Raw genomic sequence first — 13,746 nt, 5'->3', positions numbered from 1 at the left:
AACTGACTTCATTTTTTCATACTATCTTATATTCTGCTCATGGTACTGATCTTTATCAGCTTTTACTTTAGGACCTTTTTTCAGCTTTGGCCCCATGTTGTCAAAGCGAGCTAGGTCATAGACTGCCGCCCCTACAATCTCAGCAACATCCTGAAGCTTTTCTTTACTGATTTTATCAATAGAATCTTCAGGCGTATGGTACCAAGGCTCAGTTGGACTGTGAATGAATAAGGCTGCTGGGATTCCTGCTTCGGCAAATGGAACATGATCACTGCGTCCGCCCTGGCCATATGGAGTTGGTTCTCCGTTAAGTCTTGTGCTTGAAGCCTGTGCAAGCTCAGTCACTAGGTTAGGCTTCCCATCAAGAGTAAGCAAGACTAAATCTCCCGCATCTCTGCTTCCAACCATATCAAGGTTAAAGTTAGCAATGGTGCGTTCTTTTTCATCATCTGTTAGATTGTTAACATAGTAGGTTGAACCAATTAGTCCAAGCTCTTCCGCCCCGAATGTAATAAATCGAATTTCTGTGTCAGTCGGCACGTTTTTAAATACACGCGCAAGCTCAAGGGTCGTTGCCGTTCCAGAGGCATCGTCATTGGCACCAGGTGCACCTGCAACAGAATCGTGATGAGCTCCAACGACAATAACTTTACCCGTATCTTTTTGTTTATTTGTCGGCTTTTTAGTAGCGATTACGTTATGGGAAAGACTTTCTCCCGCTCTAGCACCCTCAATTTTTAAGTTTGCCTTTAATTCTGTTCCTGCATTTAGCTTAGCAAGAAGCGCCTCGCCCTCCGCTTGTGTCAAAGAGACAGCCGGAACGTAATTATCATTTGCTTCGCCAAGCGTTCCGTTTACTGCGCCGCTCGTATTGTTAAAAATAATCACCCCAGCAGCGCCGTTTTCAGCCGCATTTAACACTTTTTCAGCAAAACTAATATCTCCGCGTTTGATGAGTGCAATTTTTCCAGTAAGATCTGTATTGGCAAGCTCCTCTTTCTTCCCTAAGCCTGCATAAACAAGATCACCGGAAACATCGCCGCTTACTGTGTATGTAAAGGAACTTGGTCTCAGCTCTCCATCATAGCCATTAACGCTCAATTCAATCGAACTTGGAGGAGTGTAGCCATAATAAGTAAACGGCTGAATTTCAACTTCGTATCCATACGATTCAAATTGTTCTTTAATATACTGAACTGCCTGATCCTCTGCCTCAGTCCCTGCTACACGTGGGGTTTTGGACAAATGTGCAATATTTTGATAAATATTTTCTGCATTAATCTTATTGATGACCATGTGATCAAATACTTTAACTGACTGAGCTTGTCCTGCTTCATTCGGCTTAGCAAATACAGCCTGAGTTCCAATCGCACCAAAGGCTAATGTGGTTGCTAATGCCACAGATAAAAATGGTTTTCTCATAGAATCCCTCCTAGATATAGTTTAATTAAAATTTTAAACTATTCTAAATATTAACAAAGGGGATTTATAACCACTCTGAGGTAGGTCAAAAATTCTATTTTTTTCCTTTTATGTTTTACTAAGGATAAAAGACTCAGGCAATAAAGCACGATCTGCAGCTTACCCGTAAAAATAAGCACGAAAAAAGCCACCCCATTAAGGGACGGCTCATCTCACTTATTTTAAAACATCATGGTCAACATAGCGTTCACCATTTAACTCACTAATCACATTAATGGCAACTTTTGCACCGTCTCCTGCTGTGATAATCGTGTGCACGCTTACCCCTGCAGCAGTACCTGCTGCCCATATTCCATCAATATTCGTTTTTCCGGCGGCATCCACATCAAAAATAGTTTTAACTCTCGGTTCTGTACCATCAGTTGTTTTTAATCCCGCTTTTTCGGCAAGATCTGTTAAAAAGCCTGTTGCGAGGATTACATGCTTAGATTCATATGTTTGATTATCTGTTTGAACTGCGAATCCAGCCTCTGACTTTTCAATATTTTCAACGGATGCTTCCACGATTTCAGCACCGAATTTAGCAGCCTGCTTCTTCCCAACCTCAACTAAGTCTGGACCGGAAATCTCACGCACGCCATAGTGGTTCTCTAACCAAGCGCGCTTCGTTACACTTTTGTCATTATCAATGACTAAAACCTTTTTTCCCGCTTTAGCAGCGAATAATGCCGCACTTCCTCCTGCTGGCCCTGCTCCAATTATCGTAATATCGTACATAACTAGTTTCCTCCTTTAATCTCACTTCATAATATTAGATTAACGAACTAAATGCTGTTTGTAAAATAAAGTGACTTTACAATACAATCATTCTTCTCCACTATTATGACCATAATTAAAGACGGAAAATTCAATCCTCATCCTTTATATCTCGATCCTCAGGAATTGGTTCATTCGCTAATTCTTTTACCAAATTTTTATATTTCTCCAGCTGTTCAAAATGTGTCTTAAACTGATCTTTGTAGACCAATACGGCCCCCTCACTATCATGCAGCACTCTTACCTTGCCTTGTAAAATTAAGTTCTCCACATATGTTATAGACACAGATAGATATTCAGCTGTTTCCTCAATAGTTAAATACACTTCTAACTTCACTCCTGTGGTTTTTTAGGTAAATTTTTATAGGACTTTTACTGTCTATCAAACTAAGATAGAATGTTTATTAACTAGAAATATATTTTTTCTATCATAACTATACCATTACGAACATAGCGAAGTGGAATTTTTCATTTTTATCCATTTAGGTATGGAACAGGAGTCACAAAAACTAAATGAACAAAAAGAAACTCATTATCCTGTATATAATAATCAGTTTTATTTGGATTTTTGGCACCAACTATCTTTTTAGTCATTTTCAGCCTTCTCATCTTATAGAAACGATCGAAAGAATAAAAGAACTCCTTTATATTTTTACAACTGCCTGGCTATTTTATTATTTTATTAAAAAGACGGAAAAGCTAAACAATCTTGAGAAAGAAGAAAGGCGATTATCAACCCTTATCAACTCAATGGTGGACTTTGTAAATTTTAAGGATGGGCATGGTCGCTGGATCGAAGCCAATGAATTTGGTTTAAAATTATTTCAGCTTGAGGATGTAGATTACAAAGGAAAAAAGGACTCGGAACTAGCAGATTATACTGAGTTTTACCGGGACGCGTTAATCTACTGTGAGGTATCGGATGAAGAGGCCTGGAAGAATAAAGGGATCACACGTATTGAGGAAGTCATCCCTCTTCCGAATGGTCTGCAAAAAACGTTCGACACGATTAAAGTCCCTCTCTTTCATGAAGACGGCAGCCGCAAGGGGCTTGTCATTATCGGAAGGGATATAACTGAAAGAAAGCTCATTGAGAACCTTCTAAAAAGGAGCAGGCAAAAGTATAAATCGCTATTTGAATATAATCCTGATATTGTTTTTATGATGAATCTTAACGGCGTTATTACAAACGTCAATCCGCAATTTAAAGCCGTTACTGGTTATGATGATGAAAAGGTAGTAGGCAAAAAAATAAAGGACTCGCTGACAGCCGAAGGATATAAGACTGTCAAAGAATCGATTTCTAATATCCTTAAAGGAGAACGTGTTCAAAAATATGAGCTTGAGATACCTCATAAAAATGGTGAGACCATAACTATACAATTCACGAATCTGCCTATCATAGTAAATGGAGAAATTGAGGGGATTATTGGTTACGGAAAGGATATGACCCATATAAGGCAAACGGAAGAAAGACTAAGACAAACAGAAAAGCTGTCCGTTGTTGGTGAATTAGCTGCAAGTGTGGCTCATGAAATTCGTAATCCGCTTACCTCGCTCATCGGATTTGTTCAGCTGCTTCAGAAAGAGAATGAAAAAGATCATTTATATCATAAAATTATGCTTGACGAATTAAACCGAATTAATTATATAGCAGGAGAGTTGCTCCTATTGGCTAAGCCCCAGCAGGTCCAGTTTACACGTGCTGATATCCATCTCATTTTATTTGAGGTCATCTCATTGCTTCAATCTGATGCCAATTTATATAATGTCCAAATCGATTATAAATCAGATGGTCAGGAATATATGATAGACTGTGAACCGAATCAATTAAAACAGCTTTTTATCAATATAATCAAGAATGCAATTGAGGCATCTTCAGGCAAAGGAACAGTTTCCGTTTATTTAAAATCTAAGGAAAATAATGAGGTTTCCATTATTATTAAGGATCAAGGCTGTGGCATATCTGAAAAACGATTGGAAAAAATCGGGGAGCCGTTTTATTCTTCTAAAGAAAAAGGAACAGGATTAGGTCTGACTGTCAGCTTTAAGATCGTACAATCTCACAATGGTTCGATCGTTTTCAATAGTAAGATTAACGAAGGAACAGAGGTCCTGATCAAACTGCCAGTAACCAATGATAAAAAATTGGACTAATTAACCTGACTATCAATTTAAAAAGAAGATCTATTAACCAAGCGTTTGATTAATAGATCTTCTTTTTTATTTAGAGGCTGTATTACCCTTTAATTTCAAGCAGCTTTTGCCTTAAGTCGCTTTCCATCGTGGCCAGCTCCTGCTCTGCTAGTCGACGCTTGTGTCTTCCTTCTTCTTGGATCCTTAAAGTCTCTTCCAGTGTAGAAATTAAATTTTCTTGGGTTTTCTTTAATGTTTCAATATCAACAAGGCCGCGTTCATTTTCTCTGGCAGTTTCAATTGTATTTGTCTTTAACATTTCAGCGTTTTTCAGCAGGAGCTCATTTGTTGTCTTAGATACCTGTTTTTGTGCTTCTACCGCATGACGCTGCCTAATGAGCGTTAGCGCAATTGCTACTTGGTTCTTCCATAACGGGATGGCAGTCATTATGGATGATTGGATCTTTTCGACAAGCGCCTGATTTGTATTTTGAATGAGTCGAATTTGCGGAGCACTCTGAATCGTGATTTCTCGGCTTAATTTTAAATCATAGAGTCGTTTATCCAGACGGTCAGCAAACTGGATCATATCATTTACTTCCTGGAATTTCATTTGATCGTTCGACTCTTCAGCTGCCTTCTTCAATGCTGGAATTGTTACTTCATGTAATTCCTCCAGCTTAATTTCACCCGCTGCAATATAAACATTTAAGGCATGGAAATATTCCTTGTTATTCTCATAAAGCTTTTCCAGCATGACAACATCCGATAGAAGTATGTTTTTGCTGCGTTCAAGCTTTACACTAATCCTGTCAATTTGTGCACCTGTTTTTTGATACCTGGACAAAGTCTCTTGAATTGAGCTAGATATTCGCCCAAACATCCGTGCAAAAAAAGATGATTTCTCCATTTTTAAATCATCTGGGTTTACATCATTAAATTTCAACATTAATTCGCTAATGATTTCCCCTACTTCCCCAATGTCCTTTTTTTGGACTTGTTCAAGCATGGAGTTGGAGAAGGACAAAAGCTTTGACTGTGCAGGCGTTCCGTACGAGATCATCGCCTGATGGTTTGTCGGATCAATTTGCTTGGCCAGCTCATATGCCTTTTGTCTATTTTCTTCTGGAATCACATCAATCAGCTTAACAGGTTTGTCTTTTAGGGGTTCACTCTTGCTAGTCAGCTCAAGTTTTTCCCCAAATGGATTAGATAGCAGATCATCCATTAAATTTGTACTGCTTGTGTTTTTTAAAAGAGATGGATTGTGCTCACTCATTTTAATCTCCTGCTTTCATCGATAATTTGTGAATCCTTTTTTGTTTTTATCGTATGCTTTGCAACATCAATTTCGAAGTTCAGCTGATCAATATCGTCTGAAATGACTTTGTATAAATCCTCTTCCACCATTGCCGTTAACTGCTCAAGTGTTCGGCGAGTTTCATAAAGTGACTGGTCAAGATCATATGTTTTCTTCGGCTGGGCGGATAAAAACACATATTTCTCCGAAAGCTCTACAGCTGAATCTAAATGGGAAAAATAAAATTGTTCTGCTTTGTAAAAACGTTTTGGCTCCTTTTTCGTTAGCCTGTATATTTTTCTCGTTGTTCGCATTAGCTCCATTCTTTGCTTCAAAGAAGGAATATGACGAATCGAGAATAGCGCCTTATGCAAGCGGGAAATTTTTCGTTTGGCATCATCGATGTTTTTCTTAATAAATTTGTATTCCTTCCTTGTCAGATGATGGCGTTTTAAGAACCTTTGCTTTTGTATCATGCCTGTTATTAAATAAGCAAGTGCACCAGTCCCAAAGCCAATGGCTCCTGAAAGCCAGAAAGTTTGGTTAAAGGCAAAATAGCTCAGCAGCCATACACTGGACGAAGTTGGAAGCGCAATTAACATGCGTAATAGAAATGCTAAAAATTGATTCATATTTAATCGACTCCTAAGTTCAAATTCGCCTTGGCGTATTTGCGCCCAGATTGCCTGAGCGAGCTCGATAATTTCCTCTAAAAAATCTGAGGCATCCGCCGAAGGCTTATTTTTAATCAGCTAGGGCTAACCCCCTGCTGAATTTGAATACCTCGTTGCATTAATCACATCACTTTAGAAGTGAAAGACTAATGCTGAATAAAGATAAAACCCTTAATATATATACGTATGAAGTAACTACAGGTTTCAGCTATAAAAAGTTCCTTCTCATCTATAAAGATACAGGATAGTTACATTTTCTTCTATAGACCTCAACCTTAAATTATTATAGGACTTGAGACGTAGCAAAACAAAATTAACGAGCGAGAATTAATTCCGGAAAAATAAAAAAACCATTCACGGCCAGGGTTCTAGCCATGAATGGTTCTTGTTGTAAAACTATTTTATTGAATCTTTAATCGCTTGCTCAAAGGCTGCAATAATATCTTCCGAATGTTCGATACCAACAGAAATCCTTACGACCTCTCTTGTAATCCCTAACGCTTCGCTTGCTTCAGGCGGAAGGGCACGGTGAGAGGTCAGTAAAGGATGCGAAACCGTTGTCTCAACTCCAGCAAGGGTTGGAACTAATTTTATCCATGAAAGGGATTTAAAGAATTGATTGACATCTATACTTTTTGATAGCTCGATCGTAACCATTGCGCCAAATCCGGTCTCTGCTTTATTAAAAGGATAATACACCTTAGAAATATTTGAATTCCCCTGTAGTGCCTCGGCTAGTTTTCTTGCATTAGCAGATTGGGTTCTCATGCGAAGGGCTAGAGTTTTAAGCCCGCGGCATGTAAGCCAAGCTTCAAATGGGCTTACATTTGCGCCGAGATTTACGACTTTCGCTTTCGCCTTTTCTACTAAATCTGCTCTTCCGACAACTACCCCGGCAGTAACGTCACTATGACCGCCAATATATTTCGTTGCACTATGAACGACTAAATCTGCGCCTAGCTTAAATGGGCTGCAATGTAAGGGAGTTGCAAATGTGTTGTCAACAAGCACAGCTAATTGATGCTCTTTTGCGAAATGAACAACCGCATCAATGTCTTCCACTCTTAATAGCGGGTTTGTGATTGATTCTGTATACAATAGCTTTGTATTTGGCTGAATAGCCTGTTCCACATGCTGTAAGTTGGAAAATGGCACGAATGTTGTTTCAATCCCCAGTTGACTAAATTCTTCTTTTAATAGGTGGAAGCTGCCTCCATAAACATCTTCTGCTGCAACGATATGATCTCCGCTTTTTAGCACGGCCAGTACCGCTGCCAATATAGCTGAAAGCCCTGATGATGTGGCAACACCTGCAGGGGCGCCTTCGAGTGCTGCAACCGCCTGACCAAGTTCATCGGTATTTGGATTGCCAACGCGAGAATATAAGTAATTCCCTTCCCCTTGGTAATACCCTTCCATGTCCTCTAAATCTTCAAATGTAAACGCAGACGTTTGATAAATGGGTGTTACCTTGCTTTTTATCGGTTTCTTTGTTTTTTCTACACTGTGCAAAACTAATGTTTCAAATCTCTTTTCCAAAACAGGCACCTTCTTTGTAAATTTAAGTATTTAAACAAACGTTTTGATTAAATGAATTCTATCAACATTTTACCTTAAATCCAATTAATATTCCTATATGATTCATCAATTAACTAGGATTTATTTTTTTGACTAAAGACAATTTTTGTGGGGCGAAACATTAAACCCTCACTATAAAAGCTCTATGGCACTTGTTTTTGCGTTGCTCTATGCAAAACTCTCTCCACGAAAGCTCCATGGCACTCGTTTTTGCGTTTCTCTATGTAAAACGCTCTCCATGACTGCTCTATGGCACTTGTTTTCTCGTTACTATATCTAAAACGCTCACCATGGACATTCTTATCCCAATGAATAATGATAAATCAAAAATCTCTCATTTGGATTATGTTTAGATTCCGGTAATAATACCTCACTCTTCAATTCAAAGGCAGTTTGATTTTCTAAAAAATAAGTATAATCCTTAGAGGGATAATATAGAATTAGCTCAATTTCCCGCTCAAATTTTTCCACAGACAACAAGATATTATTTATGATTTTCATAAAGATTTGTATTGAAAACGGATTGAAAAAATAAAACCGATTGTCCGCGGGATCAATCTTGTATTCTTCAGCTAAACAACAATGAAAGTGAATATCATCTTTTCTATTTTTAAATTTCTTTACATACCTCTGCCGATTTTCAATCGCTTCTGCGTAATACCCTTCATTCATCTCCACCCCAACTGCTGTAGAATGGAATAAATAATTAATAAAAAAGTTTAATCTTCCTTTTCCACAACCAAAATCAACTAGCCTATCGGTGCTTTTCAATTCATATTGTTTAAATAAAATGTCCAATGCACTATATGGAGTTGATTCATATCGATGGTAATGAAATGATTGGTTAAAACCTTTCTGGTCCCCAGACGTTTCAATTTTTAATAATTCATCAAAATCACGTTCTAACATGATAGATCTCCTGCCTAATCAAAAAAATAGAAGCTGACTTCAAATCGGAAATCAGCTTCTTTATTATACTATTTACCTACTAAATGATATACAGACGCTCCAACTAAATCCCCTGCCTCTTTCAAACGTTCAGCACTGATATATTCGATTTTATCTAACGGTGTGTGATAATAAGGTTCTAAATTCGCTGTACCTGGCTCTCGGCGAATGAAGTTAACAGCTGGAATTCCTGCATCGTGGAAGGAAACGTGATCGGAAGCGCCGCGCTGATAGAGAACCAATTCAGATGGAGTTCCAATTCTTTCAGCCGTAGCCAATGCTGTTTCAGTAACGATGTTTGCCTTGCCATCAAGTGTATTCATATAAATAGCAGTTGCATTATCCCAAGAGGTTCCAACCATATCCATGTTGAAATTCGCGATACTTCGTTCAACCTCATTCTGACTCAGCTGGCTCACATAATATGCAGAACCGACTAGGCCTATTTCCTCCGCACCTACAAAAACAAATCTTAATTCTTTTTCGATAGGATAGCTTTTCAACACTCTTGCCAATTCTAAAGCAACAGCTGTACCTGAGGCATTATCACTGGCACCTGGTGCAAATGGTACACTATCAAAGTGTGCCGATACATGTACAATATCGTGTTCCTTCCCTTTTTGCGGAGTTCTAGTCGCAATGATATTTTGCGATTTTGCATTTGTAATCCGCTTCACCTTTAAGGTTACCGTTTTATTCTGTGATGCTATATCTTGAAGCAATGCATCCCCGCTTGCTTTTGAAATTCCTCCAACCGGAATAGAAGCATTCCCACCAATGGAAGGATTCAGCGGTCCAGGGGAATCCACATTATTATAGATCAGTACCCCGATAGCCCCTGCAGCTACAGCGTTATCGACTTTTTCTTTAAATGTGATCTCCCCTCTAGAGATAAGAGCAATCTTTCCTGCTGCCTCTTGAGTAAAATCAGTTGTCCTTCCTAATCCAGCATCGTAAAGCTCAGAAGTGATCCCTTCCTCTGGTGTATCTGCTGAGCCTGCAGGAATACTAACCATTACTTCATTTTGATTACTTGTCTGTAAATGCCCAGTCATTTTATCAGGAATGCTGAATTCTTGTGTTGTCACTTCATAGCCGTAAGAAAGCAAACGCTCTTTAATAAAATTGGCGGCACGCTGCTCCCCTTCTGTACCCGTTACACGCGGGCCAATCGTTTCTGATAAATAATAGACATCTTCATACATGCGCTCTGCACTGACTCTGGCAATTACCTTTTGGTCAAATGCCTTTTCACTTGGATGAACAACATGATTAGGAGCAGCCTCTGCTGTATGGGCGGGATTCATAGGAGCAAGATACAAACCTGAAGTGACTAGAAGAGTAGAAAGCAAAATGGACGAACTTTTTCTCAAAACGAAAACCTCCTTGAGTTATGATTTCACAAAAGGAATTCGCTTTGATTTCCTGCAAACCTTTTCAAAAACTAAAAACGAAACTTTAAACCTAGCTATTTTTCAAAACAAGACTTTTATCAGGGACTTAGGATTTAATTGATTTTAAATAAGAATAAGTCTTAAGGCTATAAAAAGTTAGAAGGTGCCTTTGCATTTTTTTCAACAAAAATAACCCAAAGCATCTGCTCTGGGCTATTTTTTAAAACGATCTCCCTATTTCACTGTTTCAGGCACAGCTTGAACCTCGATAACATCTTTGCGCCTCTGTTTCCTCGCCGCCTTTAAACTCAGTGTCTTTACTGAAAATAAACGGTAAACGGCCGGTATAAGAAGTAATGTAATAAAAGTCGCGAACATTAGGCCGAAGATAATCACTGTGGCCATTGGCGCCTGATAATTACCCGATGTGCCTGAGGCAAGGGCTAATGGAAGCATCGCGCCAGCAGTCGTTAAGGTTGTCATGAATATTGGACGAATACGATTTTTTCCCGCTTCAAGAAGCGCTTCTTCAACAGAGAAGCCCTCACTGCGAAGCTGTTTTGTACGATCAATTAACAGAATAGCGTTGTTTAAGACGATCCCAATTAACATGATGACACCCATTCCTGACATCAGATTTAGCTCCATTTGGGTGATAAATAAACCTAGAATGGCACCTACAATCGTCATCGGGATCACTGACATAACAATGATTGGATGGCCTAAATGATTGAACTGAACCGCCATAACTAGATAAACCAGGAATAAAGCAATTCCTATAACAAAGATCATTTCCATCATTAATTCCTGCTGTTGTTCAAGATCACCGGCAGCTGACACTGTATAGCCTGCAGGGACATTGAACTCTTCGATTAATTTCTGAACATCCCGATTGACCGCTCCAAGATCCTTACCCTCAATTTCAGCAGAAATAGAGATATACCGTTCGCCGTCTGTATGGGAAATTTCATTAGGCGTATCTACACTTTTCAATTCAATGAAAGCAGATAAGTTCTTCTCTCCATCTATAATGGGAACTTTTAATTCCAATAAATCTTTTTTCGTCCCGGTCTTTTTATCCCACTTTACAGATAAAGGAACCTTCTCATCGTTTATGATCATTTCACCAACAGGCATTTGTAAAAATGACTGCTCGATTAATTGTTTAATTTGAAGTTGAGAAAGTCCAGCTTTTTCAATCTCATCCGTTTTTAAAACAATGACTTCCTCCTGGGACATGCGTTCTATTGAGGTTCTTACCCCAACGATTCCATCAACTTCTTGAAGTTTTTCCTTAAATTTATTTCCGGCTGTTTGCAGCTCTTCAATGCTTTCCCCTTTAATATTTACTTGAACAGGTGAGCCTCCACCACCTGACATTGCACTTTGGATGCTTTCAATTGGATGATCCTTCTGCATTTCCCGCAGTGTTTTAAGGATATCCTCGTTTACTTCCTTTTGTTCCTTTTTAATATCATCGCCTTTTGTCATATTGATGATACTGTACAGCATTCCGCCATTATCGAGTACATAACTCGTTTCTACATCCTCGATAGCACTTAGTTTTTCATTCATCGTTTGAACAATTTCTACTTTTTCTTGATTCGTTATACCTGGTTCTAGATCCACCATCAGCTCTGAATATCGGTTAAACATATCGGGCATAATCGTCATTGGGATCTTTGTTACTAGTAATAATGACCCTGCAAACATTAGGAAAAAGAGAGTAATGACACTAAGACTGCGGCGCTTTTTCTTTATCGTCCAGGAAACAACTTGGCTATACACCCGGATAAAAATTCCTTCTTTAGCAGATCCCTTTGTCTTTTTAAGCTTCATAAACTTATCTGATAATGTAGGAATTAATGTAAAGGCCACAATCATTGAGCTGATTAGTGTAATAGCAACAACTACTGAAAGTATGATCATAAATTGACCCATTTCGCCACCGATCATTCCAATTGGAAGGAATACGACAATAGTCGTTAGTACCGATGCAATTACGGAGGAAGCGACTTCCTTAGTTCCTTCTAAAACCGCATCAAGCTTGTTCAAACCTAGCTCTTTCTTTCGATAAATGGATTCTAGGATAACGATGGATGAATCAACCATCATCCCAATTCCCAATCCAAGTCCAATTAAGGTCAAAATATTAAAGCTGTAGCCAAACATCCACATCGCTGCAAAGGTTAATAATACGGATGTTGGGATGGAAATGCCGATAATGATCGTTGCCCTCAGATTTCTAAGGAAAATGAGAAGAATGATTGCAGAGATTAGCCCGCCAATAAGGATATTGTCTGTTACCCCATCAATCGATTCCTGAACATAATCTGCCTGTGCGACCATTTCATTTAATTGAAATCCTGCAACTAAACCTTCATCCCGAATTTTTTTTATTTCATCCCGAACTGCTTTTGCCATCTCAATTTGCGTTACATCCGCAGCCCTGCCAACCTGGATAAAAATAAGATCTTTCGTTCCATCTTTCCAGACAAATGATGAACTCTCCTTAGGCTGCAGGGAAATATCTGCTACTTTGCTAAGCTCGATATATTCCGATTGAGTAGGAATTTTTATTTCTTTTACATCTTTAATATTTTCTAATTTCGTACTCCATCGCAAAGAAGGAGAATCCTTTTCATTAGTAAGTTCGCCTAAAGTGGCTTCATTATTGGACATCTGGATTGCACTGATTACTTGGCCTGCCTCTAATCCATGCTTCAGCATTTCTGCACGATTAAATTCAATTTTTACTTCATGCTCCAGAATTCCGGAAAGCATTACGTCACGTACCTCTGGAAGCTCTTCTAATCTTGGCTCTAATATGGTCTGTGCAAATTCCGTCATGTCATTCATGCTGCCATTCGAAATATCCATAAAGAATTCATAGCTCTGACTTGCACCGTATTGACCAGCAGCCATTTCCTTGATTCCTGAATTGTCGGCCTTTTCAGCATTAACAATTGACTCTACTTCCTTAAATACTTCTTCCCCACGACCCCGCTCAAATGTCATTTGCAGAGCGCTTCTGCCAATCATTGTAGTCGATTGAATACTTTCGACACCGTCAATTCCTCTAATCTTCTGCTCTAAAGGAGTTGTGATTGTCCGTTCAACTTCAATTGCAGCCATTTCTCCCGCACCAATTTCAACATAGGCGCCGTCCATACTAATGGCTGGCATTAATTCCTTATCTAATTCAAATAACGAGTAGCTTCCAATGGCTAAAACCAACACTGACATTAAAGCAATTAACATTTTCCTTTGCACAATAAACTTCAATAATTTCAATCCTTTTCTCCTCACTCTCTTCCTTTACCTTGTAGGTTAAAATAGATTTGGATATTTTAACATGATTAGGTAAAAGTTAACAATTCATTCTTTTACCATCTTAACTACATTTCCAATCTTTCATAACGTGCCTTAGACAGATATTTTTCTAAGTCTACAGTCTTAGAGGGGGTAAACATTTAGT

The 13,746-nt window shown here is 38.7% G+C and carries 10 protein-coding genes; 1 reads left to right on the top strand and 9 read right to left on the bottom strand.

All coding sequences use genetic code 11. From position 1 onward, the window contains the following. Positions 1-21: 21 nt before the first annotated feature. The 3 genes from RRV45_RS03605 to RRV45_RS03595 all read right to left on the bottom strand — a co-directional run bounded on the left by RRV45_RS03605 (position 22) and on the right by RRV45_RS03595 (position 2,563). On the bottom strand, positions 22-1,422 hold the full coding sequence (locus RRV45_RS03605) for a M28 family peptidase (RefSeq protein ID WP_315667382.1): 1,401 nt from the start codon (positions 1,420-1,422) through the stop codon (positions 22-24). Between the two features lie 216 nt (positions 1,423-1,638). Further along, on the bottom strand, positions 1,639-2,199 hold the full coding sequence (locus RRV45_RS03600) for an FAD-dependent oxidoreductase (protein ID WP_315667381.1): 561 nt from the start codon (positions 2,197-2,199) through the stop codon (positions 1,639-1,641). A 130-nt stretch (positions 2,200-2,329) separates the two neighbouring features. Continuing rightward, on the bottom strand, positions 2,330-2,563 hold the full coding sequence (locus RRV45_RS03595) for an excisionase family DNA-binding protein (protein WP_315667380.1): 234 nt from the start codon (positions 2,561-2,563) through the stop codon (positions 2,330-2,332). 188 nt (positions 2,564-2,751) lie between these two features. On the opposite strand from RRV45_RS03595, the gene RRV45_RS03590 reads away from it, so the two are divergent. Then, entirely contained in the window at positions 2,752-4,395 is a 1,644-nt protein-coding gene (locus RRV45_RS03590) for a PAS domain S-box protein (protein WP_315667378.1), read from the top strand. A gap of 82 nt (positions 4,396-4,477) precedes the next feature. On the opposite strand, the gene RRV45_RS03585 is transcribed toward RRV45_RS03590, so the two are convergent. From RRV45_RS03585 to RRV45_RS03560, 6 genes are all read right to left on the bottom strand, one after another. Next, positions 4,478-5,653 carry a toxic anion resistance protein gene (locus RRV45_RS03585; protein ID WP_315667377.1) on the bottom strand — a complete coding sequence of 392 codons (1,176 nt, stop codon included), beginning with the start codon at positions 5,651-5,653 and terminating at the stop codon, positions 4,478-4,480. After that, positions 5,650-6,306 carry a 5-bromo-4-chloroindolyl phosphate hydrolysis family protein gene (locus tag RRV45_RS03580; RefSeq protein ID WP_315667376.1) on the bottom strand — a complete coding sequence of 219 codons (657 nt, stop codon included), beginning with the start codon at positions 6,304-6,306 and terminating at the stop codon, positions 5,650-5,652. Before RRV45_RS03580 ends, RRV45_RS03585 begins: the two co-directional genes overlap by 4 nt. Before the next feature lie 438 nt (positions 6,307-6,744). Continuing rightward, entirely contained in the window at positions 6,745-7,887 is a 1,143-nt protein-coding gene (locus tag RRV45_RS03575) for a trans-sulfuration enzyme family protein (RefSeq protein WP_315667375.1), read from the bottom strand. A 339-nt stretch (positions 7,888-8,226) separates the two neighbouring features. Further along, on the bottom strand, positions 8,227-8,835 hold the full coding sequence (locus RRV45_RS03570; protein ID WP_315667374.1) for a methyltransferase: 609 nt from the start codon (positions 8,833-8,835) through the stop codon (positions 8,227-8,229). Between the two features lie 68 nt (positions 8,836-8,903). Then, positions 8,904-10,247: a DUF4910 domain-containing protein gene (locus RRV45_RS03565; RefSeq protein WP_315667373.1), complete on the bottom strand. Its 1,344-nt coding sequence runs from the start codon at positions 10,245-10,247 to the stop codon at positions 8,904-8,906. Positions 10,248-10,502: 255 nt separating this feature from the next. After that, complete coding sequence (locus RRV45_RS03560) at positions 10,503-13,562, bottom strand: efflux RND transporter permease subunit (protein ID WP_315667372.1); 3,060 nt, start codon at positions 13,560-13,562, stop codon at positions 10,503-10,505. Between the last annotated feature and the right edge of the window lie 184 nt (positions 13,563-13,746).

Origin of the sequence: Bacillus sp. DTU_2020_1000418_1_SI_GHA_SEK_038 (genome assembly GCF_032341175.1) — a bacterium.
GTDB lineage: Bacteria > Bacillota > Bacilli > Bacillales > Cytobacillaceae > Cytobacillus.
This window is presented reverse-complemented; position numbering and strand designations above follow the sequence as displayed.

Coding starts and splice junctions, on each gene's coding strand:
- RRV45_RS03605 (WP_315667382.1), bottom strand. CDS start 1,422: ATGAGAAAACCATTTTTATCTGTGGCATTAGCAACCACATTAGCCTTT.
- RRV45_RS03600 (WP_315667381.1), bottom strand. CDS start 2,199: ATGTACGATATTACGATAATTGGAGCAGGGCCAGCAGGAGGAAGTGCG.
- RRV45_RS03590 (WP_315667378.1), top strand. CDS start 2,752: ATGAACAAAAAGAAACTCATTATCCTGTATATAATAATCAGTTTTATT.
- RRV45_RS03585 (WP_315667377.1), bottom strand. CDS start 5,653: ATGAGTGAGCACAATCCATCTCTTTTAAAAAACACAAGCAGTACAAAT.
- RRV45_RS03580 (WP_315667376.1), bottom strand. CDS start 6,306: ATGAATCAATTTTTAGCATTTCTATTACGCATGTTAATTGCGCTTCCA.
- RRV45_RS03570 (WP_315667374.1), bottom strand. CDS start 8,835: ATGTTAGAACGTGATTTTGATGAATTATTAAAAATTGAAACGTCTGGG.